This window comes from Mannheimia granulomatis (assembly GCF_011455695.1).
Classification (GTDB): Bacteria; Pseudomonadota; Gammaproteobacteria; order Enterobacterales; family Pasteurellaceae; genus Mannheimia; species Mannheimia granulomatis_A.
The window spans coordinates 108,573-133,838 of sequence record NZ_CP015030.1 but is presented as its reverse complement, the minus strand read 5'-3'; the positions used below and the strand labels follow the sequence as shown (position 1 = coordinate 133,838).

Genomic DNA, 25,266 nt, shown 5'->3' with positions numbered 1-25,266 from the left:
GATAAAAATCAATATAGCTTAAAAATTACTTAAACAAATTACCTAAAATACCCTTTGCTGCTTGAGCTAATAAATCATTTGCATCAAGATTTTGTAAGTCTTCTACTTTTCCGTTCGGCGTTAAAGTATCCACAATTTTTGGTAATAATTGAGCCAGTAAATCGCTTGCATCCGCAGCCTCTACACCAGCTTCTTGAGCAACACTTTGAATGTTTTCTTGGCCAAATACATTACTTATCTGCTCACTTGAAACAGGTGCGTTATCTTCATCACTACTGATCCAAGTGCGTAATACATCATCTAATCCACCTTCTTGGAATTTAGCAATTAATCCTTCAATACCACCTTGTGAGGCAATTAAATTTTGAATTAATTGGGTTGCCGTTGACTGATTACTGCCACCTAAAACAGATGAAGCAAGTGAACCTAAAATATTCCCTAACATAATTTCTCCTAAACAAGCGGTCGATTTTTCTGAAAATTTTGCAAAAAATTAACCCAATTCAGCCGCTTGCAATACTTAATTAACGAGCCAGAATTGCTCGCACTCTTTCCAAATCTTCCGGCGTATCTACCCCTACCTGTGGGGCTTCTTTCGCCAGTTCGATATGAATTTTTTCACCATACCATAATGCACGTAACTGCTCTAAAGATTCCAATTTTTCCAGCGTTGTCGGCTCCCAAGCGACATATTGCTTCACAAAACCGGCACGGTAGGCGTAAATGCCGATATGACGCAAATAACCTTGGCTTGCAACAAATTCATCATCACAATTTGGGAAGTTATCACGGGCAAACGGAATGCTGGCACGTGAAAAATATAACGCCATTCCGTTACAATCTGCCACCACTTTTACCGCATTCGGGTTGAAAAGCTCTTCTCGGCTTTCAAGCTTGACCCCAAGCGTTGCCATATTAACTTGGTAAGCATCTAAATTGCGAGCCACTTGCTCCACAATTACAGGTGGCACTAATGGCTCATCACCTTGAATATTAACGATAATTTCATCATCATGAATATTCATTTTTTCAATTACTTCCGCCAAACGTTCTGTACCTGAATTGTGTTTGTCTGAAGTCATACACACTTCTGCCCCAAAGGTTTTTGCGGTCGCTTCAATTTCTGGGTGATCAGTGGCAATAATCACACGCGTTGCACCCGCCAGTTGGGCTTTTTCCCAAACATGTTGAATCATCGGTTTGCCGGCAATATCCAACAATGGCTTACGAGGCAAACGACTAGAGGCATAGCGTGCCGGAATAATCACAGTAAAGTTCATAACAATTCCTTATGCTTCTTGCGCATCTAAAAACCGTTCTGCATCAAGGGCTGCCATACAACCTGTACCGGCAGAGGTAATCGCTTGGCGATAGTTGTGATCCATTACATCACCTGCCGCAAACACCCCCTCTACCGAAGTTGCCGTTGCATTGCCCTCTAAGCCTGATTTTACTTTGATATAACCGTTTTCAAGTTCTAACTGCCCGTCAAAAATACCCGTATTTGGAGCGTGTCCGATAGCCACAAAGAAACCATCTACTTTGATTTCTTCAGTTAAATCTTCTTTAGTTGATTTTAAGCGTAAGCCGGTTACGCCCATATTATCGCCTAAGACTTCTTCAACCGTGCGGTCGGTATGCAGAATAATTTTGCCTTCTTCAATGCGTTTTTGTAGGCGGCCTAATAAAATTTTCTCGGCACGGAAGCTATCACGACGATGAACTAAATGCACTTCACTGGCTAGGTTAGCTAAATATAAGGCTTCTTCAACAGCAGTATTACCACCACCCACTACCGCTACTGGTTTATTGCGATAGAAAAAGCCATCACAAGTGGCACAAGCAGAAACCCCTCTACCTTTGAAAAGTTCTTCCGACGGCAAACCTAAATACTTAGCAGATGCGCCTGTGGCAATAATTAACGCATCGCAAGTGAAAGTGTGTAAATCACCTTTTAACGTAAACGGACGTTGGGATAAATCTACCGTATGAATATGGTCAAACACGATTTCCGTATTAAATTTTTCCGCGTGTTTTAACATTTTGTTCATTAATTCTGTACCGGTCGTTTGCTCAAATTCACCCGGCCAGTTTTCAATTTCATCGGTAGTCGTTAATTGTCCGCCCTGTTGCATACCTGTTACCAACACAGGGCTTAAATTTGCACGAGCCGCATAAACCGCTGCCGTATAGCCTGCCGGGCCTGAACCTAAAATTAACAGTTTAACGTGTCTTGTTGTCATAATTAATCCTCTGAATGAAATTGGCATCTATTTTATCTCAAATTTACATTTAACTCTATTTTCGTTTTCGCTCACATTTTTTTGATTTTGTGACAAAGTTAACAGAAATATTCTTCGATTCCATGTAAATTAAATAAATCCAATGTTTTATGGAGAATAAAGTATGAAAAAATTAATTAATACTGTAGAAACAGTCCTAGATGAACAACTTTCAGGATTTGTTAAAGCACATTCTTCTTTAATACTAAATACTGAACCTACCTATATTCATCACAAACCGTCAAGCAATCAGCCTAAAGTTGCTCTAATTTCAGGTGGTGGCAGCGGACACGAACCAATGCACGCAGGCTTTATCGGTAAAGGAATGTTAGACGGCGCTTGTCCCGGAGCAATATTTACTTCACCAACACCAGATCAAATGTTTGAATGTGGTTTAGCCCTTGATCGTGGTGAAGGTGTGCTTTTAATTATTAAAAATTACACCGGCGATGTACTGAATTTTGAAACAGCTACGGAATTACTTGCCGATGCCGGTATACAAGTGGCAACTGTATTAGTAGATGACGATGTGGCGGTAAAAGATAGTTTATATACTGCTGGACGCCGAGGTGTAGCAAATACGGTATTGATTGAAAAATTATTGGGTGCTGCGGCAGATAAAGGTTATTCATTAGCTGAATTAGCCAAACTCGGTCATCAATTAAATAACAACGGACATTCTATCGGTATTGCACTTGGTGCTTGTACCGTACCGGCAGCAGGAAAACCCTCTTTCACGTTAGCGGAAAATGAGATGGAATTTGGGGTAGGTATTCACGGCGAGCCGGGGATTGAACGCCGTACCTTTGAAAATCTAGATAAAACAGTTAAACAAATGTTTGAAACGCTGATCGAGCACGGCAATTATCAGCGAACGATTCGCCACTGGAATCAGGAAAACCAACAATGGGATGAAGTTGAGGAAAGTAAACAAGCATTAAAACAAGGTGATCGAGTTATCGCTTTGGTGAACAATCTTGGAGCAGTGCCATTATCAGAACTTTATGCAGTCTATGATGCTTTGGAAAAAGAGTGTAAAACATTTGGGCTGCACATTGAACGCAATTTAGTGGGTTCTTATTGTACCTCTTTAGATATGCAAGGTATCTCAATCACCTTACTTAAAGTAGATGATGCGATTCTTCAATTATGGGATGCTCCGGTAAATACGCCGGCATTGCGTTGGGGTGAGTAAAGTTTATCTTTTAGGAAACAGAAAATGGCTATCTCTAAACAACAAATTTTAACGTGGCTTAATAATTGCCAACAAGCAATGGATGAAAAACGTGATTATTTAACCGAATTAGATACGGTTATTGGTGATGGCGATCACGGCCTAAATATGCAAAGGGGGTTCACTAAAGCCGTTGAAAAAGTGAAATCAGTCGAAGATAAAGATATTGGTACTATCTTAAAAACAGTAGGTATGACTTTACTTTCGCAAGTAGGTGGAGCGAGCGGACCACTTTACGGCACGTTTTTCATTAAAGCCGCACAAAGTGCCAATGGAAAAGAAACATTAACGTTTTCTGAGTTACTCACGATGTTGCAACAAGGCACAGAAGGCATTATCCAAAGAGGTAAAGCTGAAGTGGGCGATAAAACGATGGGCGATTTTTGGCTACCGTTATTACAGGAGCTTGAACAAGCAGACAGCTCCCATTCCATCGAAGAGATTCTCTTACAAGCGGTCGAAAAAGCTGAAAGTTTTGCAAGTCAAACAGTGCCGTTTATTGCTAAAAAAGGGCGTGCAAGTTATTTGGGTGAGCGTAGTATCGGACATCAAGATCCGGGGGCAACCTCAAGCTACTATATTTTCAAAGCACTCTCAGATGCAGTGCAATAAGGAGGCATAATGGTCAATTTAGTGATTGTTTCCCACAGTGCCAAGCTGGCGGAGGGAGTTGGAGAGATTCTCTCTCAAATGGCTCAGGGCGGCTGTAAAATCGCCCTTGCCGGTGGTATTGAAGATGCTGAGAATCCGATTGGGACTGATGCAGTAAAAATTATGCAAGCAATTGAGTCAGTATTTACCCCTGATGGCGTGATTCTATTTGTGGATTTAGGCAGTGCAATTTTAAGTGCCCAAACGGCAATTGATCTGCTTGAACCCGAAATTGCCGATAAAGTGGTGATCAGCTACGCACCATTAGTAGAAGGTGCATTTGCTGCCGTTGTTGCAGCCTCTGCCGGAGATAGTTTAGAAGATATCTTAAAAGAGGTAAATGAAGCGGCTTCTCTTAAACAAGAACAAGCCTTTTAAATATAAAGATGCCGTAAAATATAAAAATTCACGGCATCTTTCCTTTCTCAAAATGGCTTTATTAATACAAAAGAGAATAAAGCTGTCTTCTAAACTTAGGCACAATCGGATCATTTCCTAGTGCCGATAAAATCGCTAAAAACTGTGCTTTTACCTCACCGTTTGCCACCGTTAAATCGGATTTTAGCCAATCAAATAACAGGCTTAATGCCTCTTCATTCTTATGTGCTTGATGTAATTGGTTAGCAAGTTTAATCGCAATTTCAGGGTTTTTGTTTTGAGCATAATCGATTTGTAATTGCTGTAATTCAGGAGAGTCATTCGCCTGCTCTAATAACTCAATTTGTGCCTGTAAACCTTGCCAGCGGCTATCTCTATCTTGTAGCGGGATCTGTTTGAGAATCTCACGTGCCTCTTCTACTTTTTTCATTGTGATATAAGTTTCTGCATAAAGCAGAGCAAAATCACTGTTTTTCTTATCTGTCATTTCCCACGCAGATTTCAGTAACGGCAATGCGTCTTCATAACGCCCGTCTTGCAGCAACTCTAAGGCTTGAGTAAATTTCAGTTCTTCTTCCTTTGGTAAAATATTTGCCAAACGAATACGTAATTCCTGCTCGCTCACCATACCTTGAATAGCATCTATTGGCTGACCACCGGCAAATAGATAGAGAGCCGGTAACTGCATAATTCTAAACTGTGCTGCAAGCGTAGGCTGCTCATCACAATTTACTGTTGCCAATAAAAATTGTTTTGGGTTTTCATCCGAAATACGGCGTAATAACGCATCCATTTCCAGCGAAGCAACTTCTCTAGGCGAAATAAAGCTAAATACAGTCGGAACCTGCCCCGCTGTACTCCATATTTCACTAAAATTTTGTTCACTGACACTAACTACATAATCCATAAAAACCTTCTTAGCTTAACAAAAAATTATGTTTGATATGGTAGCATTAGTAGGAAGTTTCAATAGGTAAACCGTTTCTTTCCCAAGCCTCAAAGCCACCTTTAACACTATAGACATCTTCAAAACCCTGTTCAATTAGAAATTGTGCCGTACTTTGGCTACTAACGCCATGATAGCAAATCACGATAACAGGCTCATCGTAATCTACTTCATCTAAAAATTTGCCATAGCTTTGGTTGGTTAAATGAAAGGCATCTTGCGGATGGCTGTAAACATAACGGCGAGCATCACGAATATCGGCAAGAACTGCGCCATCGTTTTCCATTAATTCCCAAGCCTGTTGGGGAGTAATTTCTTTAAAAGTTATTTCCATAAATGATGTAATCCTCAATAAAAATGGTGGAACTATACCATAAAATCCCTCAAAAAATGGCTATTATTTCAAGTTGAAAAATCAATGCTTTTCAGATATAATTGCGAACCATTTTCAACTCCGTAGAGTTAATCAATAATTTTTTAAGGGTTATTATGAATCAACTATTTCAATTTTTAGAGCATTACACAGATTTCATTATTTTAGGATTATTAGGCTTACTCAGCGTTGTCTGTTTATGGAAAGCCATTGAGCGTATTATGTTTTATGCGAAAGTAGATATTACTAAATACCATACGCTAGAAGAATTAGAAATAGATTTAACACATAATCTCACAACCATTTCAACCATAGGCTCAAATGCTCCTTATATCGGCTTATTGGGAACAGTTGTGGGTATTCTCTTAACTTTCTATCATTTAGGTCAATCAGGTGGCGATATTGATGCTGCATCTATTATGGTCAACCTTTCTTTAGCCTTAAAAGCAACTGCCGTTGGTATTTTAGTGGCAATTATTGCGATGGTGTTCTACAACGGTTTTGGTCGTAAAGTAGAAGAAAATAAATTGAAATGGTTAGCTTTACAGGCTAAAAAAGCTTAATTTTAAGACAAACAAGCGGTCTAATTTAAACCATTTTTTGCAAATTATAAGACACAACCAATGAAGAAATTTGATGAAATCAATATCATCCCTTTTATTGACATTATGTTGGTGTTACTTGCAATAGTACTGGTAACAGCCTCATTTATCTCGCAAGGTAAAATCCAAGTTAATGTCCCAAAAGCAACTACTACACAGCCAATGAAAGCAGATGAGTTGGCAAAACTTTTAACCATTACAGAGAACAATGAGTTTTTCTTTAATGATAAAGCTGTCACCAAAGAGCAGCTGGCAACAGAAATTGCGACTTGGGATAAAAGTCAGAAAGTCTCATTAAAAGTAGATGGTGCCGTTGCTTTTGAGAAGTTTGTAGAACTAACGGATATGCTATCAGCCAATGAAATTAAAAATGTGGCAATTATTACTAAAAAAGAGAGTGCATCACCAAGTACCAAACCTGCTCAAACAAGCTCCCCAGTAACTACAACGCCTTAATAGGACAAAACGAGAATGAGAAAAAAACATTCCCATATCGGGCTCATTAGTTCTTTGGCAATTCATGGTGCATTAATTGGCGGTGTTTATATGTGGTTAAGTGACCACCCAATCGAAAAAGCTGCCGAGCAAAATGCATTATCACTGGAAATGGTTGCGGCCTTACTTGAGCAGCCCCAAGTTGCGGTCGCACCAGAGCCTGTTAAGGAAGAAATCAAAGAAATTGAAGAAGAAAAAATTGAACCCAAACCGGAACCCGATGTGATTCCTGATCCTACTTTGAAACCAAAGAAAGAAAAGCCAAAAGAAGATAAACCGAAAAAAGAGGAAAAACGCAAAGAGCCGCCTAAAAAAGAAAAACCTAAAGAAGAAAAGCCAAAAGAGAAACCAAAACCGAAAGAAAATAAGCCAATTAAAGCGTTAGAGAGAGGCATAGAAGCCAAACAAGGTATTGTTGCTAAAGCTATTCCAAATGCAATTCAAGGTGAAAAAGAGGTTAAAGGTGTTGTAGGTGGGCAGAAAAATGGCTCGCTAAATTCAACTTCAACTGCCGGCTCTAGTAATGCAAACGGTGGTAACGCTAATGAAATTTCAGCTTATAAAGTGGCATTACAACGTGCATTACAGCGTAAAGCAAATAACTCGTACCCTCAACGTGAAAAAATGATGCGTAAAACAGGGACGGTAACGATTAAATTTAGTATTTCCGCATCTGGAGCAATTTCGAATGTCTCTGTAGTCAGTTCATCAGGTAACAGTAATTTGGATGCCGCCGCCGTAAGAAGTGCGGAAGGTCTAAATGTATCTCCTCCACCTGCTGGATTCCCAACTCAAGTAACCGTACCGGTTAAATTTGCGATTGAATAAAAAAATCCCCTCAAAAATTTAGTTTTGAGGGGATTTTTATTTAATGCTTACTCTTCGCCCAATAACTTCAGCTCACGTGCTTTGATTTGGTTTTTCAGAATTTCAACTAATTCAGTCACTGCATAAGTACCTAAATCTGCACCTTTACGGGTACGCACTGACACTTTGCCTTCGGCAATTTCTTTATCACCACAAACCAGCATATAAGGCACTCGACGTAAAGTGTGCTCACGCACTTTAAAGCCGACTTTTTCGTTACGAAGATCTGCTTTAACACGAATACCTGCATCTGAAAGCTGTTTAACAACTTGCTGAACGTATTCGGCTTGGCTATCGGTAATGTTCATCACAACGGCTTGCACTGGAGCTAGCCACGTTGGGAAGAAACCTGCATATTCTTCGGTGATAATGCCGATGAAGCGTTCGATGGAGCCAAGAATTGCACGATGGATCATTACCGGTGTTCGACGACCGTTATCTTCCGCTACATAAGAAGCATCTAAACGACCCGGTAGTGCAAAATCTAATTGCACCGTACCACATTGCCATTCACGGCCTAGGCAGTCACGCAATGCAAATTCAATTTTCGGTCCGTAGAATGCCCCTTCACCTTCTTGGATTTGATATTCCAACCCATTGTTACGTAACGCATTTGCTAAGCCCTCTTCTGCTCTATCCCACATTGCATCGTCACCAATACGGTTTTCTGGACGGGTAGAAAGCTTAACCGCAATGTTAGTAAAGCCGAATGTGCTGTAGATGTCATATACCATTTTAATGCACGAAGTTACTTCAGATTCGATTTGTTCTTCAGTACAGAAAATATGTGCATCATCTTGAGTGAAGCCACGCACACGCATTAAACCGTGTAAAGAACCTGATGGCTCATTACGGTGGCAAGAACCAAATTCCGCCATACGAATAGGAAGATCACGGTAAGATTTTAAACCTTGGTTAAAAATTTGAACGTGCCCTGGGCAGTTCATCGGTTTGATTGCATATTCACGGTTTTCAGATTGTGTGGTGAACATTAAATCTGCATAATTTTGCCAGTGACCCGTTTTTTCCCAAAGCACTCTGTCCATCATAAACGGACCTTTCACTTCTTGATAATCGTACTCTTTTAATTTGGTACGTACGAAAGTTTCCAATTCACGGAAAATCGTCCAACCGTCATTGTGCCAGAACACCATACCCGGTGCTTCTTCTTGCATATGATATAAGTCTAACGCTTTACCGATACGGCGGTGATCGCGTTTTGCCGCCTCTTCTAAACGGGTTAAATATTCCGCTAATTGTTTTTTATCTGCCCAAGCCGTACCGTAAATACGTTGCAACATTTTGTTTTTGCTGTCGCCACGCCAGTAAGCACCTGCGACTTTCTGTAGTTTGAAATGTTGGCAGAAACGCATATTCGGCACGTGTGGGCCACGGCACATATCAATATATTCTTCGTGGTGATATAACGCAGGTGTAGCTGTACGTTCGATATTTTCATCTAAGATCGCCATTTTGTAGCTTTCGCCACGTTTCTCAAAGGTATCGCGAGCTTCTTGCCAGGTTACCGGGCGTTTTACCACATCGTAGTTGGTTTTAGCTAATTCCAACATACGTTTTTCAATTGCATCTAAATCTTCTTGGGTTAAAGAACGGTCTAAATCCACATCATAGTAAAAACCGTTTTCAATAGTTGGCCCTATTGCCATTTTGACATCCGGGAATAATTGTTTAATGGCATGACCAAGTAGGTGAGCACAAGAGTGGCGAATGATCTCTAAACCATCTTCATCTTTTGCAGTAATGATTTCAAGAGTGCTATCTTGGCTGATAATATCGCACGCATCGCGGCGTTCACCGTTTACACGACCGGCAATGGTAGCTTTAGCAAGACCTGCTCCGATAGATTGAGCAACTTCCATTACGGAAACCGGGCTATCAAATTGGCGTTGTGAGCCATCAGGTAAAGTGATAATAGGCATTTTGTATCCTTGTTACAGTGGTAACCCATACGAGAGGTTACTTGTTTGGTTTATAGAATTAAAAAACCGCTTACAAGCGGTCTTATTTTATTAAAATTTTGCATTGCTTATTATTGCCCGTACAAGTGGGGAATAAAAGCTTGGCTATTTTAGCACAACCAAGTGCAGAAGAAAAATTAAACATTTTGATTTTACTTATTTTACAATCAATACAATTCCCCTCTTTAGCAAAGAGGGGCTAGGGGAGATTTGGCAGTACTGATTTACGAAGAAATTAGGTTAAAATCCTGTTTTTCAACTTTTATGATTTTTTTATCTTATTTTTTCCAAAACAGCACTTCACTACTTTTCCAAATCGTTTCAGCAATTTCCTGTGGTGATTCAGTTCGTAACTCACAAAGGCTATGAAAAGTGTTTATCAAACGTTCCGGTCTATTTGGTTCACCTTGAAAGCCACAAACAGGCATATCAGGGGAATCAGTTTCTAATAATAAGCTGTCTAACGGCAATTTGCGGATTGCCTCTCTAGTCTTATTAGCCCTTTGGTAAGTAATAGTACCTCCTACTCCTATTTTATAGCCTAAATCGACAAAACGTTTGGCTTGCTCATAGCTTCCTGCGAAACCATGCACTACACCGCTTCTAGACAATTGAACTTTTTTCAAAAAAATGGAAAGTTGATCATGGCTCCGCCTGGAATGTAAATTCACCGGTAAGTTGCATTGTTTAGCGAAAGCCAGTTGAGCCTCTAAAAACTCACACTGTTTCTTCCATAACGCCGGTGAAGTCAGCTCAACAACAGCTTTTTCCAAACCGATTTCAGCGATCGCAGTGCATTGTGGATCTTTCTGTTGAAGTAGATTTTCCAATAAATCCAAATCTTGCAAGGTATGTTGTTGAATATAAAGCGGATGTAAACCTAAACCATACACCAAATTTTCTGGTTTTTCTTTGGCACAAGCGGTCACTTTTGCGAAATTTTTTGTAAAGACAGATACAATCAGAATTCTCTCAACCTGATTTTGTTTAGCATTTTCTACTAGAGTAGGCACGCTTAAATTAAGACTTTCGGATAAATAATCCAGATGAGTGTGGGTATCAAAAAATCGCATAGTAAAACTAAGAAAAATAGGGACTTCATTGTCCCTATTTTTAATTATCTAATCAAGCTTAGTTTGTTATATAGGCTTGTTCATCACGTCCTTCAAATGGTTTTAGAAGGGTGAAGAAGCAGATAATACATACTAATGTAATAGCTAAACCAATATATACAGATAATTGGTAATTTAAACCAAAGCCGATTTTGTTATACGCTAAGTAAGTTGCACATACGGTCGTAATGAACCATGCAGGGATCGAACATACCCAGTGGAACTTTTTATAACGATATAAATAGGCTGCAGCTGTCCATAACATGACCATTGCTGTCATTTGGTTTGCCCAAGTGAAATAACGCCATAATACGCTGAAATCCAATTTCGATACAATGAAACCAAGCACAAACAATGGGATAGCAATATATAAACGTTTTACTAAAGTACGTTGCTCTAAACCAAAAATTTCTGCTAATTGTAAACGTGCTGCACGGAATGCGGTATCGCCTGAAGTAATTGGTAATACAACTACACCTAAGACCGCAAAAATACCGCCAATAAAGCCTAAGAAGTGTAATGAGCTATCATATACCACTTTAGACGGTGAACCTGCACTAATTGCATCTTGTAATGCTTGTGGGCTTTCATAGAATGCAAGACCAACCATACACCATACTAATGCAATCACACCTTCGGTAATCATTGCACCGTAGAAAATAAAACGACCTTCACTTTCATTTTGTGCACAACGAGCCATTAACGGAGTTTGTGTTGCGTGGAAGCCTGACAATGCACCACAAGAAATCGTTAGGAATAGTAATGGCCAAATTGGAACATCACCTTTCACTTGGAAGTTTTGGGTAAATTTTTCCCAGGTTAAGCCTTGACCGTCTGCATTTACAGTACGGAAGAAGTCAATCGGATCAGCAACACTTAAGTGTGCAGAAACTAAGCCATATACCATACCTACAGACATGAATAGCAATAATGCACCGAAGAATGGGTAAATACGACCGATGATTTTATCCACAGGTAATAGCGTCGCTAAAATATAGTAAGCAAAAATAATCAATGTCCAAACGGATATAACAGTCGCTTTATCCATTCCCCAAACAGTTACACCACCTGATGCAACAGCTTGTTTGATAGCTTCAACATCACCTAGCTCCATTGTACCTTGAGTTGCTCCTGCAACGTCCATTGTAATGGTAGCTAATAATTGAGCAGGACTTGCTACGAATACCACGCCAACTAATAAAAGTAGAATTAGCGCCATCACGTTAATAAACACTTTGACCGGGCGACCTAAGAATTTACCAGCAAGGTTTGGCATTGTTGCACCACCGTTACGGATACTTAACATACCGCAGAAATAGTCATGCACAGCGCCGGCAAAAATACAGCCGATAACAATCCATAACATTGCTACAGGTCCGTATAACGCGCCAAGGATAGGACCGAAAATCGGCCCCGTACCGGCAATGTTTAATAACTGAATAAGCCAAATTTTTGTCTTAGACATTGGCATATAGTCAACACCGTCTTTCATAGAATAGGCAGGCGTTGTTCTTTTTGGGTTAATCACGAAAATCTTTTCAATGATCTTTCCGTAAACAAAGTAGCCGAGCACAAGAACTGCTACACAGAAAAAGAACCATAACATAATAGTAAATCCTATAAAATTATAAATGAGAAAAAGATTATTTTTAGTCAAAACGACCAAAAGACGTGCTATTGTAAGAAGGAGTGCCGGTAAAGTAAAACAAATTGTTAGGTTTGTATGAATATTTTCCTAAAAGTGTGAAGCCCATCAAAAATCCCCTTAATTTAAGGGGATATGAAAAGTACTAGAAACCTAATTTTTGAATTTTTGCTTCGATACCTTTAGCATCTAAGCCAAGCTCTGCATAAGCCTCTGTTTGGGTCGCTTGAGGCACGAAAAAGTCAGGAATACCAAGCATAACAAGCGGTTTGATTTTGCCAATATTTTGCAAATATTCATTTACAAAACTCCCTGCACCGCCTTGAATTGCATTTTCTTCCAACGTGACTAAAAGCTCGTGAGAATCTGCCATTTTTTGGAGTAATATTTCATCAAGTGGTTTTACAAAACGCATATCAACTAACGTATAATCATATTTCTCCGCAACGACTTTTGCCTCATCTAACAAAGCACCGAAATTAATAATAGCGACTTTTTTCCCCTCTCGGATCACTTTACCTTTACCAATTTCCAATGCTTGCATCGGCTGTAGCGCTACTCCTTTTGCATTCCCTCGTGGATAACGGATTGCAGTTGGCGTATTCATCGTATAAGCAGTATAAAGCATCTGACGCATTTCATTTTCATCACTAGGTGCCATAATAGTCATATTCGGAATACAACGCATAAAACTTAAATCAAAAGCTCCCTGGTGAGTTTGACCGTCTGCCCCAACAATGCCGGCACGGTCGATAGCAAAAATAACAGGCAGATTTTGAATCGCTACATCATGAATTAGCTGATCGTAAGCACGCTGCAAGAAGCTCGAATAAATTGCCACCACCGGTTTGTAACCTGCGATAGCAAGCCCTGCACCAAAAGTTACAGCATGTTGTTCGGCAATCGCGACATCAAAATATTGCTCAGGGAAGCGTCTTGAAAATTCCACCATCCCCGAGCCTTCACGCATTGCAGGGGTAATACCTATAATTTTCGGTTCACTTTCAGCCATTTCACACAACCAATCACCAAAAATATTGGAATAAGTAGGTAATGTTTTCGATTTAGGCAGCTCACTTACCGCTAAATCAAATTTCGGCACACCGTGATAACCAATCGGATCATTTTCCGCCGGTGTATAGCCTTTACCTTTTTTGGTACGAACGTGTAAAAACTGAGGTCCTTTCAGCTCTCGCATATTACCAAGCGTTTTCACCAACTCATCAATATTATGTCCATCAATCGGACCGATATAATTAAAGCCCAACTCCTCAAAAAGCGTACTTTCAGGAGAGAAAATCACCCCTTTCATATGCTCTTCGCTTTTTTTCATAAAGTTTTTGATAGTTGGTACTTTATCAAGAATTTTCTTGCTACCATCACGTACCGATGTATAAAGTGAGCCTGAAAAAATACGTGCAAGATGATTATTTAATGCACCTACATTCTCCGAAATAGACATTTCATTGTCATTTAAAATCACCAACATATCAGTATGCAATGCACCTGCGTGATTTAACGCTTCAAAAGCCATCCCGGCGGTAATAGCGCCATCACCAATCACACAAACAGTTTTACGACCGGCGTTTTCTTTTTCGGCAGCAATCGCAATTCCTACCCCTGCACTAATTGAAGTGGAAGAATGCCCCACACTTAAAACATCATAAGGGCTCTCCTCACGCCATGGGAAAGGATGAATACCATCTTTTTGACGAATAGTGTGCATTTGATCACGGCGACCGGTTAAAATTTTATGCGGGTAAGCTTGATGACCAACATCCCAAATTAGTTGGTCAAACGGTGTTTGATAAACGTAATGCAATGCAACGGTAAGCTCAACGACACCTAGCCCCGAAGCCAAATGTCCGCTACTTTGGCTGACAGACTCCAATAAATAGGCACGCAGCTCATCGGCCACCGTTTGAAGTTGATCTTTAGCAAGTACACGCAAATCTTCCGGAGAGTTGATGCTGTTTAACAAAGAATACTTCTTTTCCATAATGTTTATCTTCACTCCTACTAATTTCTTCCCTCATATTTGAGGCAAGCTTCCCACAAAATAGAGAACAGGATATCGCAAATTTTTGACGAAAATGAACCGCTTGTTTCTGATATTAACAGAAAGCCGCTCTAATTCCTTTATGCCTTTAACTCTTCAGTTAAAGTCGGTTGAATGCTATTTAAAATTTCTTTAACCACACGTCCGTTACCTACAACTAAATTACCTGATTTCAAGTAATCTGTGCCGCCAACAAAGTTGGTCACAATCGCACCCGCTTCACGAGCAATCAGTTCACCGGCTGCACAATCCCAAGGTTTTAAGCCAATCTCAAAGAAACCATCAACACGACCTGCAGCAACATAAGCTAAATCTAAGGCTGCTGAGCCCGTACGGCGGAAATCTGCCACACCATTATGCATCAAACTTTCAAGCATATTTAAGTGTGCAGGACGATGTCTAACTACTTTGAAAGGAAAGCCTGTTGCAAGTACCGCGCCTTTTAGGTCACGACGTTCAGCATCAATACGTACACGAAACTCGTTTAATTTCGCACCTTCGCCACGTACTGCTGTGAAAAGCTCATTACGGATAGGATCGTAAATAACACCTACAGTGGTACGCCCATTTTCACGAATAGCAATAGAAACCGCAAAATGAGGTAAGCGTTTTACGAAGTTAGTTGTGCCATCTAATGGATCAATCACCCACTGCACATTTTCATTGCTTCCGTTTAAAATGCCTGATTCTTCTGTAACAATTGAATGGTCAGGATACGATTTACGAATCACATCAATAATTGCCGCTTCAGCCGCTTTATCAATTTCAGTAACGTAATCATTTGTATTTTTTTGTGATACCTGTGTATCTTGAGGCGATTGTTCATAGCCTTTGGCAATAATATTGCCTGCTTTTCGTGCAGCACGAATAGCAATGTTTAACATTGGGTTCATATTTCCACCAGATTTTAAAGAACATAAGGAATAGCGATTATAAAGAAAGTAGTCGGATAAAGAAATAACAAGCGGTCTAATCTGTGAAAAATTTTGCAAAAAATTCGCTTTTTCTAACCGCTTGCAGTTACGATTCGTTATAATAGCCCTTATCTTAGCCCCTATTAGGTATTAAAAATGCAATTCAAATTTAAAGAAAATCAAGATAAAGCCCGCTTCAAAATAAGAGATGAGCGTCGTTTTAATGAATCATCACCCTCTTCAGAAAAAGGAAGAGCCGGTGCTTTTAACCGTAAAGGTGAACATTCCAAATATGAACATAAAGACAACCGCAAACCTCGCGTTAACCGCGAGCAAGAAAATACGCCTCAAGAACGAATTTATCCAACTGAGGGCAGAAAAGCTAACGGTGAAGGTCATGTTCAAATTTGGGTAAAAGGTGGAAACGCGACAACAAAAGGGAAAAAGACAGGCCCACTTTCGCCAAGAGCACCAGAAAAAATCAAAAAAAATCGTGCCGAGGAGATGAAAATTTACGGCGAAAATTCCTGTATAACGCTTTTCCAACAACGCCCTGAAGCGATTGTCCGTTTATGGGCAACCGTAGAGGGAGCGAAAAAATTGGGCGATATGATGAGCTATTTAGCAGAAAACAAAAAAGCTTATCATGTGATTGACCGAGAAGAGATGGAACGAGTAACCGGTACCGAACATCACGGTGATGTCTGTTTATTGGTGAAAAAAAACTTACCATTCGTGTTAGAAGGTTATCTGCAAGTACCAAAGCAACAGGATTGTTTAATCCTATTAGATGGTGTCAATAATGCTCAGAATGTAGGCGGCATTGTACGAACCTGTGCCTTTTATGGCATCAAAGGAATAATTACTGAAAATGCCGATACCTTAAATTCCAGTGCTGCTGCCCGTGTTGCAGAAGGCGGTTTGGAATTTGTTCGTACGCTGGAAACTAAAAATAAACAGATTGCTTTAGTACAATTGCGTCAAGCAGGTTACCAAATTGTACATTTAACTCGTAATAAACAAGCCCAATCACTCGTCAAAACTAAACTTGCAGAAAAAGTCGTATTTGTGTTAAGTGAAGTTCCAAGCAGTGATATTGCCCATGCAGAAGATACTACCGTACAACTTTCCTTTGGAAACCCACTTAATAGTGGATTAAATGTTGCTGTGAATGCCGGGATTTTACTAAACCAATGGTATCAGACTCACATACTTTAACTCCTAATCTAGGTTAACAAGATGAATCAGCAAAAACCATTTGAAAAAATTGCAATTGTAGGCACACCTCGCCACGACAGTGCATTCGAAACCCATATTGCGATTTATAACTGGTTAAAAGATCGCAACTACACCATTTTAGTTGAATCAGCAGTTGCCTCACAGTTAAAGCTTGAGGAAAGCTACAACTTAGATGAGATCGGTCAACGTGCAGAGTTGGTGATTGTAATCGGTGGAGACGGCAATATGTTAGGAGTCGCCCGTGCATTGGCAAAATATCGGGTTCCTCTTATTGGTATTAACCGTGGTAATCTGGGCTTTTTAACGGATATTGCCCCTCAAACCGCGTTTGAACAGCTCTATAGCTGCTTAGTGAAAAATGAATTTATCATTGAAGAGCGTTTTTTATTGGAAGCCTATATTGAGCGTAACGGTAAAATTATTGCTTCTAACAATGCACTAAACGAAATTGTAGTACACCCAACCCAAGTTGCCCGTATTATTGAGTTTGAGGTTTATATTGACGGTAAATTTGCTTTTTCACAACGTGCAGATGGGTTAATTATATCAACGCCTACAGGTTCAACAGCTTATTCACTTTCGGCCGGAGGCCCGATTCTGACGCCAAATATGAATGCCATGGCATTAGTCCCAATGCATCCACACACCCTATCTTCCCGACCGTTAGTGGTTGATGGTGATAGTCAAATTTCCTTACGCTTTGCCAAATATAATACTCCTGACTTAGAGGTGATTTGTGATGGACAAGAGAAAATGAACTTCACCCCTGAAGATAGAGTATTAGTCAGAAAAAGCATTGATAAACTACAGCTTCTACATTTGAAAGATTACAACTACTTTACGGTGCTAGGCTCAAAATTAGGCTGGGCAAGTAAATTATTCTAACAAGCAAGCGGTCATATTCGGTAAAAATTTCACTCAATATGACCGCTTTGTTTTTATGATTTTAAAAAAGTTTTATATAAATAGTACTATCTATCAGGCTCAAAAATGCGTAAAATGGGCTATAAATAACCCACGCAAACGTTTACTTAAATTTTAGAGGAGTCCGCAATGTTAAAAAGAGATATGCATATCGCAGATTACGATGCTGTGTTATGGCAAGCAATTCAAGATGAAGATCGCCGTCAAGAAGAGCATATTGAACTAATTGCTTCAGAAAATTACGCAAGCCCGCGTGTAATGCAGGCTCAAGGTTCACAATTAACCAATAAATATGCAGAAGGCTACCCGGGTAAACGCTACTATGGTGGCTGTGAATATGTTGATATTATCGAACAATTAGCTATCGACCGTGCTAAAGAGTTATTCGGTGCAGATTATGCAAACGTACAACCACATTCAGGCTCTCAGGCAAACGCAGCAGTGTATATGGCATTATTAAATCCGGGTGATACTATTTTAGGGATGAGCTTGGCTCACGGTGGTCACTTAACTCATGGTGCATCAGTAAGCTTTTCAGGAAAAATCTATAAAGCTGAACAATATGGCATTACGGCTGAAGGCTTAATTGACTATGATGCACTACGTAAACAAGCATTAGAAGTAAAACCTAAAATGATTGTTGGTGGTTTCTCTGCTTATTCACAAATCGTTGATTGGGCAAAAATGCGTGAAATTGCTGACGAAGTGGGAGCTTACTTATTTGTGGATATGGCACACGTTGCAGGCTTAATCGCTGCAGGCGTGTACCCTAACCCACTTCCGCATGCACATGTTGTTACGACAACAACACATAAAACTTTAGCCGGCCCTCGTGGTGGTTTAATTTTATCTGCTTCAGGCGATGAAGAAATGTATAAAAAACTGCAATCTGCTGTCTTCCCTGCCGGTCAAGGCGGTCCATTAATGCACGTGATCGCAGCGAAAGCCGTGTGTTTCAAAGAAGCTTTAGAGCCGGAATTTAAAGCTTACCAACAACAAGTGGTAAAAAACGCTAAAGCTATGGTGGATGTATTTAAACAACGTGGTTTTGATGTGGTTTCAAACGGTACGGAAAATCACTTATTCCTTGTGAGCTTTGTAAAACAAGGCTTAACAGGTAAAGCAGCAGACGCCGCTTTAGGTGCAGCAAACATCACCGTAAATAAAAACTCGGTACCAAACGACCCACAAAAACCGTTTGTAACATCAGGTATCCGAGTAGGTACTCCATCTGTTACCCGCCGTGGTTTTAAAGAAGAGGATGTAGCGGCATTAGCCGGCTGGATGTGTGATGTGTTAGACAGCTTAGGTAAAGATAATCACGAACAAGTGATCGCTGAAACTAAAGCGAAAGTACTAGATATCTGTAAACGCTTACCGGTTTACGCGTAAATTCTAAAATAAGTATTAAATTAAGGCGAACGATTTTGTTCGCCTTTTCTTTTGTATTTTTAGCTAAAACTTGTTATTTAGGCTCAATTTTAAGAATAAAAAAACTGCACCTTAGTCAGTTAGACAAATCCAACTTTTTGGTGCAGTTTAAAAACTTAATATTGATTATTTAGTATAGCGTTGGAACACTAAGCAAGCATTAGTTCCACCAAAACCGAAGCTGTTAGACATTACCGTTGTTAATGGTTTGTCTTGGCGTTCAGTCACGATATTCATTCCTTCAGCCTGTTCATCTAAAGTTTCAATGTTAATGCTTGGTGCGATAAAGTTATTATCTAACATTAATAATGAGTAGATTGCTTCATGCGCACCTGCTGCCCCTAATGAGTGACCGGTCATTGATTTGGTTGAAGAGATTGCTGGGATTTTATCACCAAATACATTGCGAATTGCACCTAACTCTTTCACGTCCCCTACCGGTGTAGAAGTACCGTGTACGTTGATGTATTCAATTTCACCATTTACTGTCGCCATCGCTTGTTTCATGCAACGCTCAGCACCTTCACCACTTGGAGCAACCATATCATAACCGTCAGAAGTTGCACCGTAGCCAACAATTTCTGCATAGATTTTTGCACCACGAGCCAGAGCGTGTTCTAATTCTTCTACAACCACAACCGCACCGCCGCCTGCAATAACGAAACCATCACGGTTTGCATCATAAGCACGGCTAGCTTTAGTTGGAGTATCATTATATTTACTTGATACTGCACCCATTGCATCAAATTCTGTTGCACATTCCCAAGAAAGCTCTTCTGCACCACCGGCAAAAACAATATCTTGTTTACCTAATTGAATTAACTCCATTGCATGACCGATACAGTGAGCAGAAGTCGCACACGCAGAGCTAATCGAATAGTTTACACCACGAATCTTATATGGCGTTGCTAAACAGGCTGAAACACTAGATGCCATCGTTTTCGTTACCGCATAAGGACCAATACCTTTTACACCACGCGGACCACGCACAGCATCACATGCCACTAATTGGCTATGTGCAGAACCGGTACCGGCACCAATCACCAAACCGGTACGATCATTAGAAATCTGTTCTTCAGTTAAACCCGAATCTTCAATCGCTTCTTTCATTGAAAGATACGCATAAGCGGCCGCATCTCCCATAAAACGGTAAACTTTACGGTCAATCAATTCTGCCGGATTTAATTTGATTGTACCGGCTACTTGGCTACGCATACCAACTTCAGCAAATTCCGGCACAAATTCAATACCGGACTTACCTGCTTTAAGCGACTCCAATACTTCTTCTTTGTTGTTACCAATACTTGAAATAACACCTAAACCAGTAATAACGACTCTTTTCATTTTGTTTCCTTCATTTTATGTTCTGAAAAAATAGCTGAATCAGCTTACACTTGTTCACTGAAATAAGCTACTAAAACTTGACTATTTTACACGATTTCATGACTGGTCTGAACTCTTTTCATGCATGCTGGCGTCCAGATCCGAGTTGTTTTTTACTAAATAGAGAAAAATTTGAATTTCTCGACTTTTTTAACTGACTTTATTACAAAATATCCATATTTCAGATAAAATATTAACAGATCACTTTTTAGCAAGGAACACTGACGTGAAAGAATTGACACTGCATGCTAATTATTTAGATGGAACTGATATTCATGCTGTAAATAGAGTAAGCTTTGCTCAAAAACTCGCTTTCACGAAAGAGAGAATCAACAAACTCAATCAGTATCGAATTGAACGTGCAATAAGTGCGAATAATCAAAACTTCACCCATATTTTTTCACTGATTCCCTTACTGATTCATCTTAATCACCCTGCTTTGCCTGCTTATGTGGAAAATGCTCCACAAGGTATTTGGCATTTTGAACTCTCCGATTATCAAAAATACTTCCTAATGTCATATAGCTTTGATGAGTCACTTTCAGCTTATCACAGCGAAAACCGAGCAGACTTTGATGCACTTTATTCTATGGGAAGTACCGGCTCTATTACCCAAACTAGTTTATCTGATCTCGATTTATGGCTATGCTATTCGAATCATCTAACTATTGAGCAATATAAATTAATGGAAATTAAAATTGCCAAATTACAAGAGTGGGCGAAAAGCTTTCAAGTTGATATCAATATTTATTTGATGAATCCAGAGCAATTTAAAAGCCAGACTTATAGCAGTGGTGTTACCGATGAACACAGTGGTTCTGCCCAACATTTTTTCTTGTTGGATGAGTTTTATCGCTCAGCTATTTTACTGGCAGGAAAACGCCTACTTTGGCTACATTTGCATAAAAATGAATATCAAAACGTCCATAATAATCCCGAAATTAATTTAGATGAATGGGTGGATTTTGGTGATTTCTCCAGCCTTTCTACCAGTGAGTTTTTCGGTGCAAGCTTATGGCAACTCTACAAAGGGATCAACAATCCATATAAATCAGCAATCAAAATTTTGCTGCTGGAGTGCTACGCCTACACCTACCCAAAAACAAAATTAATTTCAAAAGAATTTAAAAAGAAAATCTTAAGTGATGATGCCGTGCAATATCACTTTGACCCTTATCTGGCAATGCTTGAATTAGTCAGTGAAACGCTTACCACCCGTAAAGAATGGGTAAAATTAGACCGCTTGCGTGTTTGTTTTTACACAAAAGCAATTGAGGGTGAAGTCAGTAAAAGCTGGCGTGCTGCCGACTTAAAAGAGTTAGTAACACAGTGGCGTTGGTCTGATAAGCAAACATTATTACTTGCTAACCGTTCCAATTGGAAAATTAAGCAAGTGATGAAACACGAAATAATGTTGGTGGATCATCTGCTACAAAGTTATCGCAATTTAATCCATTTTGCCCGTAAATTTCATATTAACCCGAGTATTATGACTAACGACATTGATATTTTAATGCGTCGCCTTTACTCTGTTTTTGAAACCTTACCGGGCAAAGTACCGTTAATTAATCCTAAAATTTCTTCAAACTTAGCAGAAAAAAACATCACTTTTATTGAATCAAAAGAAGGTTGTTCAATCCAACCCGGTTGGTATTTATTAAATCAAGCCCCCAAAAGCCAATATGATTCAGAAAACCGTTATGTTCACTATAACAAAAGTCCAATTAAGCTAATTGCATGGGGCTATTTTAACGGCATTATCAATGCTAACACTCATTTACATACAACCAGTCAGAATTTAGACACAGATAAATTACGCCAATTTATTACGGATTTACGTTTATCTTTCCCTACCCAAGCACCGGAAATTACTAACGAAGATATGCACCATCCAAATGAAATTCGTAATTTAGCTATTGCTATTAATTTAGTGCAAGATCCTACCCAGCATATTCCTGATCTGCCGAAAAAAGTCCATCAAAGCGATTTATTTAATTTTGGAAATGCTCAGAAACCGTTAGTTGGTAGTGTCAGCATTATTTATCGCAATGTATGGAATGAAATCCGAACCCAGCATTTTGAAGGTGATGATGCTATTTTAAAATCACTAAAATTGGTTTCTAACCGCATTTATCAAGGAGTCTTTTCTCCTCAATCTATCAATGTATTTTGTTATAGCAAACATTTACGCAGTGAACTACGTGAATTCGTTGCTAATCTGGTTCACAAATGTATTACCATTCAAACCGGTTGCGTGTTACAAACAGATGAACTCAGCACCTTAAAAATTGCAGGTAAAACCTGGCAGTTAGTTTTTAGTAAACAAAGTTTTAAGATCAGACAACTTGAGGAACAAGCGGTCAAAAATACACATAATTTTGCAAATACCGGATTAAAAGTAAAAGCACCGAAAAAAACCAAAAAAGTCTTCCCCCAACAGATCAGCGAATTTGCCAGCGAAGGCTTCTTACAGTTTTTCTTTGAAGATAATCCCGATAACAGCTTTAATGTGTATGTCGTAGATGAGCGTAATAGCGTAGAAAGCTACTACAATTGCCTAGGTAACAAAGAAGAAAAAATCAGAAAAATCAATAAGTTACAAAATGAAAAACAACTAAACTCAGAAACCACATCTGAATTTAGTAGTTTTAATCACCCACAATTTTATCAATTAATTTCGCCAAATAATGAAATCTGTATTGTGCCGTTCCAAAGTAGGCAGCACCTAGAGTATTTGGCACAACAACAAAAACAAATTTAACAAAAAGAAACAATCTACAGGTAGAAAAATGTCGAGTTTAGTCAGTCCAGAATTAATCAAAACTGTTGTGTTACTTGCAACCAGCGTCACTATTGTGCCTCTTTTTAAACGAATCGGATTAGGTAGCGTATTAGGATATTTAGTTGCAGGTTGCTTAGTCGGCCCATCTGGCATCGGCTTATTCCAAGACCCAAGTGCCGTTGTTCACATGGCAGAACTTGGTGTGGTCATGTTCTTATTCATCATCGGTTTGGAAATGCATCCCGAATTGCTTTGGGCGATGCGTAAAGCTATTTTCGGGCGAGGTTTCTTACAAGTTGCCACCTGCGGTACATTATTAACACTCGCCGGCATTTATCTGCTAGGTTTTTCAAAAGAAGTCGCCTTTATTGCCGGAATGGGTTTTACTCTTTCCTCTACCGCAATCGTAATGCAAGTGCTTGAAGATAAAGGCATCAACTCAACACCTAAAGGACAACGTATTGTTGCAACACTTTTATTTGAAGACTTAGCTATCGTTCCTTTATTGGCTTCTGTCGCTTTCCTTGCGCCAAATCAAGTCGATATTGAATCCAGCACAAATTGGGCCGCAATTGGCTTAAGCCTCGCTGCGGTACTGCTTTTAGTCGCTGCCGGCAAATGGCTAATTAATCCAATTTTCCGCATCATTTCAAAAGCTAAAATACGTGAAATGATGACCGCAGCAGCCTTGTTAGTCGTACTAGGTGCGGCATTATTAATGGAAATCAGTGGGCTTTCTATGGCAATGGGAGCATTCCTTGCTGGCGTAATGCTGTCAGAATCCTCATTCCGCCATCAATTAGAAGCAGATATCGAACCCTTCCGTGGCTTATTACTCGGCTTATTCTTTATGGGTGTGGGGATGTCGTTAGATCTTAGCCTGGTTTTAACTAACTGGCTCTGGTTACTGGCAATTGTTGCTGTTTATGTGCTTGGCAAAGGATTGGGGATTTTTATTATCTCGGTTGTAACCCGATTATCGCTCACCGAGTCTATTATGCGAACTACTATTATGGCTCATGGAGGAGAATTTGCCTTCGTTCTGTTCTCGGCAGCAGCAACAGCAGGCATACTATCACCAGATAACCACGCAACATTTACTGCAGCGGTTATTGTATCAATGCTACTTTCGCCACTATTAATTCTAATTAAACAAGGGGTGAAAAAGAAAAAAGCCAAACGCAGCCTACCCAATATGGCAGGTATTGAAATTCCGGACGATTTAGAGGCAAATGTTTTGGTAATCGGCTTTGGTCGTTTCAATCAAATTGTCTGCCAAGTGTTATTGGCAAAAGGGTTAAGCGTATCTGTCATTGACTCTAATACTGATCATATTCGTGCTGCAGCTCGTTTTGGCTTTAAAGTGTATTATGGTGATGGTGCGCGTTTAGATGTATTGCGAGCCTCAGGTATTGCCAATGCAAACTGTGTGATTGTCGGGGTCGGGAATCCGGAAAGAACTGAAAAAATTGTTGAATTAATCAAATCAGAATACCCTCTTGTACCGGTTTTCGTACGCACTTTTGACCGTCAAAGTGCAGCAAATTTAGTGAAAAATCACCACGTAGATTACTATGTGCGTGAAACCTTTGAATCCGCACTCACCTTAAGTAAAGCAGCAATTGAACGTTTAGGCTCAAGCGAGGAAGAGGCAGCCGATATCATCAATTACGTCCGCCGTTTAGACACAGAACGCTTAAACGAAGAGATCCTCTATGGCTTCTCAGACGAAGTGATACGTAAATATTGGATGCCAACACCGTGGGTAAATCCGCAACACGAGGGCACGGCACTGAATGCTGAAACCGCTGATATGCTGGAAGAACTAGGCGAAAGCATTGAAGTGGTAGAAGTTGAAGTAGACGATGAGCAAGAAATGCAAAAAATTAAACAAGCAGCAGAAAAGCATGCATAAAACTAATTAATGGATTTCAAAATAAAACGACTTACTAAGTAAGTCGTTTTTGCAG

At 39.7% G+C, this 25,266-nt stretch carries 22 protein-coding genes; 11 read left to right on the top strand and 11 right to left on the bottom strand.

Features of this window, described 5'->3' with window-relative positions; all coding sequences use genetic code 11:
- Positions 1 to 25: 25 nt before the first annotated feature.
- From A4G16_RS00585 to trxB, 3 genes are all read right to left on the bottom strand, one after another.
- On the bottom strand, positions 26 to 448 hold the full coding sequence (locus A4G16_RS00585; protein ID WP_374936528.1) for a YidB family protein: 423 nt from the start codon (positions 446 to 448) through the stop codon (positions 26 to 28).
- Positions 449 to 524: 76 nt separating this feature from the next.
- On the bottom strand, positions 525 to 1,280 hold the full coding sequence (gene kdsB, locus A4G16_RS00580) for a 3-deoxy-manno-octulosonate cytidylyltransferase (RefSeq protein ID WP_165888249.1): 756 nt from the start codon (positions 1,278 to 1,280) through the stop codon (positions 525 to 527).
- A gap of 9 nt (positions 1,281 to 1,289) precedes the next feature.
- Positions 1,290 to 2,243 (bottom strand): thioredoxin-disulfide reductase, encoded by a 954-nt coding sequence (gene trxB, locus A4G16_RS00575; RefSeq protein WP_165888248.1) that lies wholly within the window; start codon positions 2,241 to 2,243, stop codon positions 1,290 to 1,292.
- A 163-nt stretch (positions 2,244 to 2,406) separates the two neighbouring features.
- Here trxB and dhaK point away from each other — a divergent pair, with 163 nt between their 5' ends.
- From dhaK to dhaM, 3 genes are read left to right on the top strand one after another with little or no spacing between them, the layout of a single operon-like run.
- Positions 2,407 to 3,477, top strand: a complete 1,071-nt coding sequence (dhaK, locus tag A4G16_RS00570) for a dihydroxyacetone kinase subunit DhaK (protein ID WP_165888247.1) — start codon at positions 2,407 to 2,409, stop codon at positions 3,475 to 3,477.
- 24 nt (positions 3,478 to 3,501) lie between these two features.
- Positions 3,502 to 4,128, top strand: a complete 627-nt coding sequence (gene dhaL / locus A4G16_RS00565) for a dihydroxyacetone kinase subunit DhaL (protein ID WP_165888246.1) — start codon at positions 3,502 to 3,504, stop codon at positions 4,126 to 4,128.
- A 9-nt stretch (positions 4,129 to 4,137) separates the two neighbouring features.
- Entirely contained in the window at positions 4,138 to 4,545 is a 408-nt protein-coding gene (gene dhaM, locus A4G16_RS00560) for a dihydroxyacetone kinase phosphoryl donor subunit DhaM (protein WP_165888245.1), read from the top strand.
- A gap of 61 nt (positions 4,546 to 4,606) precedes the next feature.
- On the opposite strand, the gene A4G16_RS00555 is transcribed toward dhaM, so the two are convergent.
- Complete coding sequence (locus A4G16_RS00555; RefSeq protein ID WP_165888244.1) at positions 4,607 to 5,452, bottom strand: co-chaperone YbbN; 846 nt, start codon at positions 5,450 to 5,452, stop codon at positions 4,607 to 4,609.
- A 46-nt stretch (positions 5,453 to 5,498) separates the two neighbouring features.
- Positions 5,499 to 5,825, bottom strand: coding sequence for a thiosulfate sulfurtransferase GlpE (gene glpE, locus A4G16_RS00550; RefSeq protein ID WP_165888243.1), 327 nt, complete (start codon positions 5,823 to 5,825; stop codon positions 5,499 to 5,501).
- Positions 5,826 to 5,980: 155 nt separating this feature from the next.
- On the opposite strand from glpE, the gene exbB reads away from it, so the two are divergent.
- The 3 genes from exbB to A4G16_RS00535 are packed head-to-tail and all read left to right on the top strand — an operon-like array spanning position 5,981 to position 7,789.
- Positions 5,981 to 6,427 (top strand): TonB-system energizer ExbB, encoded by a 447-nt coding sequence (gene exbB / locus A4G16_RS00545; protein WP_027075109.1) that lies wholly within the window; start codon positions 5,981 to 5,983, stop codon positions 6,425 to 6,427.
- A 60-nt stretch (positions 6,428 to 6,487) separates the two neighbouring features.
- On the top strand, positions 6,488 to 6,922 hold the full coding sequence (gene exbD, locus A4G16_RS00540; protein WP_165888242.1) for a TonB system transport protein ExbD: 435 nt from the start codon (positions 6,488 to 6,490) through the stop codon (positions 6,920 to 6,922).
- Positions 6,923 to 6,937: 15 nt separating this feature from the next.
- On the top strand, positions 6,938 to 7,789 hold the full coding sequence (locus A4G16_RS00535) for a TonB family protein (protein ID WP_165888241.1): 852 nt from the start codon (positions 6,938 to 6,940) through the stop codon (positions 7,787 to 7,789).
- Positions 7,790 to 7,836: 47 nt separating this feature from the next.
- On the opposite strand, the gene thrS is transcribed toward A4G16_RS00535, so the two are convergent.
- The 5 genes from thrS to suhB form a co-directional block, all read right to left on the bottom strand.
- Positions 7,837 to 9,768 (bottom strand): threonine--tRNA ligase, encoded by a 1,932-nt coding sequence (thrS, locus tag A4G16_RS00530; RefSeq protein WP_165888240.1) that lies wholly within the window; start codon positions 9,766 to 9,768, stop codon positions 7,837 to 7,839.
- Positions 9,769 to 10,085: 317 nt separating this feature from the next.
- Positions 10,086 to 10,880, bottom strand: a complete 795-nt coding sequence (locus A4G16_RS00525) for a TatD family hydrolase (protein ID WP_165888239.1) — start codon at positions 10,878 to 10,880, stop codon at positions 10,086 to 10,088.
- Between the two features lie 58 nt (positions 10,881 to 10,938).
- Complete coding sequence (locus A4G16_RS00520) at positions 10,939 to 12,525, bottom strand: carbon starvation protein A (protein ID WP_165888238.1); 1,587 nt, start codon at positions 12,523 to 12,525, stop codon at positions 10,939 to 10,941.
- Between the two features lie 184 nt (positions 12,526 to 12,709).
- Positions 12,710 to 14,563 carry a 1-deoxy-D-xylulose-5-phosphate synthase gene (gene dxs, locus A4G16_RS00515; protein ID WP_165888237.1) on the bottom strand — a complete coding sequence of 618 codons (1,854 nt, stop codon included), beginning with the start codon at positions 14,561 to 14,563 and terminating at the stop codon, positions 12,710 to 12,712.
- A 140-nt stretch (positions 14,564 to 14,703) separates the two neighbouring features.
- Positions 14,704 to 15,516 carry an inositol-1-monophosphatase gene (gene suhB, locus A4G16_RS00510; protein ID WP_165888236.1) on the bottom strand — a complete coding sequence of 271 codons (813 nt, stop codon included), beginning with the start codon at positions 15,514 to 15,516 and terminating at the stop codon, positions 14,704 to 14,706.
- 177 nt (positions 15,517 to 15,693) lie between these two features.
- On the opposite strand from suhB, the gene A4G16_RS00505 reads away from it, so the two are divergent.
- The 3 genes from A4G16_RS00505 to glyA all read left to right on the top strand — a co-directional run bounded on the left by A4G16_RS00505 (position 15,694) and on the right by glyA (position 19,092).
- Positions 15,694 to 16,755, top strand: coding sequence for a TrmH family RNA methyltransferase (locus A4G16_RS00505; RefSeq protein WP_165888235.1), 1,062 nt, complete (start codon positions 15,694 to 15,696; stop codon positions 16,753 to 16,755).
- A 21-nt stretch (positions 16,756 to 16,776) separates the two neighbouring features.
- A complete protein-coding gene (locus tag A4G16_RS00500; RefSeq protein ID WP_165888234.1) occupies positions 16,777 to 17,661 on the top strand; it encodes an NAD(+) kinase in 885 nt (294 codons plus the stop codon).
- Between the two features lie 168 nt (positions 17,662 to 17,829).
- Positions 17,830 to 19,092, top strand: a complete 1,263-nt coding sequence (glyA, locus tag A4G16_RS00495; RefSeq protein WP_165888233.1) for a serine hydroxymethyltransferase — start codon at positions 17,830 to 17,832, stop codon at positions 19,090 to 19,092.
- A 165-nt stretch (positions 19,093 to 19,257) separates the two neighbouring features.
- Here glyA and fabB read toward each other — a convergent pair whose 3' ends face one another.
- Positions 19,258 to 20,475 (bottom strand): beta-ketoacyl-ACP synthase I, encoded by a 1,218-nt coding sequence (gene fabB / locus A4G16_RS00490; protein ID WP_165888232.1) that lies wholly within the window; start codon positions 20,473 to 20,475, stop codon positions 19,258 to 19,260.
- 265 nt (positions 20,476 to 20,740) lie between these two features.
- Between fabB and A4G16_RS00485 the strand changes: the two genes are divergently transcribed.
- Together A4G16_RS00485 and A4G16_RS00480 are read left to right on the top strand one after the other, a co-directional pair.
- Complete coding sequence (locus A4G16_RS00485) at positions 20,741 to 23,275, top strand: class I adenylate cyclase (RefSeq protein WP_165888231.1); 2,535 nt, start codon at positions 20,741 to 20,743, stop codon at positions 23,273 to 23,275.
- 28 nt (positions 23,276 to 23,303) lie between these two features.
- Positions 23,304 to 25,211, top strand: a complete 1,908-nt coding sequence (locus A4G16_RS00480; protein WP_165888230.1) for a monovalent cation:proton antiporter-2 (CPA2) family protein — start codon at positions 23,304 to 23,306, stop codon at positions 25,209 to 25,211.
- Positions 25,212 to 25,266: the final 55 nt, after the last annotated feature.

Excerpts from the sequence above, each read along its gene's own strand:
- kdsB (WP_165888249.1), bottom strand. The coding sequence starts at position 1,280 with ATGAACTTTACTGTGATTATTCCGGCACGCTATGCCTCTAGTCGTTTG.
- dxs (WP_165888237.1), bottom strand. The coding sequence starts at position 14,563 with ATGGAAAAGAAGTATTCTTTGTTAAACAGCATCAACTCTCCGGAAGAT.
- A4G16_RS00500 (WP_165888234.1), top strand. The coding sequence starts at position 16,777 with ATGAATCAGCAAAAACCATTTGAAAAAATTGCAATTGTAGGCACACCT.
- suhB (WP_165888236.1), bottom strand. The coding sequence starts at position 15,516 with ATGAACCCAATGTTAAACATTGCTATTCGTGCTGCACGAAAAGCAGGC.
- A4G16_RS00525 (WP_165888239.1), bottom strand. The coding sequence starts at position 10,880 with ATGCGATTTTTTGATACCCACACTCATCTGGATTATTTATCCGAAAGT.
- A4G16_RS00520 (WP_165888238.1), bottom strand. The coding sequence starts at position 12,525 with ATGTTATGGTTCTTTTTCTGTGTAGCAGTTCTTGTGCTCGGCTACTTT.
- glyA (WP_165888233.1), top strand. The coding sequence starts at position 17,830 with ATGTTAAAAAGAGATATGCATATCGCAGATTACGATGCTGTGTTATGG.
- A4G16_RS00480 (WP_165888230.1), top strand. The coding sequence starts at position 23,304 with ATGTCGAGTTTAGTCAGTCCAGAATTAATCAAAACTGTTGTGTTACTT.
- exbD (WP_165888242.1), top strand. The coding sequence starts at position 6,488 with ATGAAGAAATTTGATGAAATCAATATCATCCCTTTTATTGACATTATG.
- A4G16_RS00535 (WP_165888241.1), top strand. The coding sequence starts at position 6,938 with ATGAGAAAAAAACATTCCCATATCGGGCTCATTAGTTCTTTGGCAATT.
- A4G16_RS00555 (WP_165888244.1), bottom strand. The coding sequence starts at position 5,452 with ATGGATTATGTAGTTAGTGTCAGTGAACAAAATTTTAGTGAAATATGG.
- dhaM (WP_165888245.1), top strand. The coding sequence starts at position 4,138 with ATGGTCAATTTAGTGATTGTTTCCCACAGTGCCAAGCTGGCGGAGGGA.
- glpE (WP_165888243.1), bottom strand. The coding sequence starts at position 5,825 with ATGGAAATAACTTTTAAAGAAATTACTCCCCAACAGGCTTGGGAATTA.
- fabB (WP_165888232.1), bottom strand. The coding sequence starts at position 20,475 with ATGAAAAGAGTCGTTATTACTGGTTTAGGTGTTATTTCAAGTATTGGT.
- dhaL (WP_165888246.1), top strand. The coding sequence starts at position 3,502 with ATGGCTATCTCTAAACAACAAATTTTAACGTGGCTTAATAATTGCCAA.
- thrS (WP_165888240.1), bottom strand. The coding sequence starts at position 9,768 with ATGCCTATTATCACTTTACCTGATGGCTCACAACGCCAATTTGATAGC.
- exbB (WP_027075109.1), top strand. The coding sequence starts at position 5,981 with ATGAATCAACTATTTCAATTTTTAGAGCATTACACAGATTTCATTATT.
- dhaK (WP_165888247.1), top strand. The coding sequence starts at position 2,407 with ATGAAAAAATTAATTAATACTGTAGAAACAGTCCTAGATGAACAACTT.
- trxB (WP_165888248.1), bottom strand. The coding sequence starts at position 2,243 with ATGACAACAAGACACGTTAAACTGTTAATTTTAGGTTCAGGCCCGGCA.
- A4G16_RS00505 (WP_165888235.1), top strand. The coding sequence starts at position 15,694 with ATGCAATTCAAATTTAAAGAAAATCAAGATAAAGCCCGCTTCAAAATA.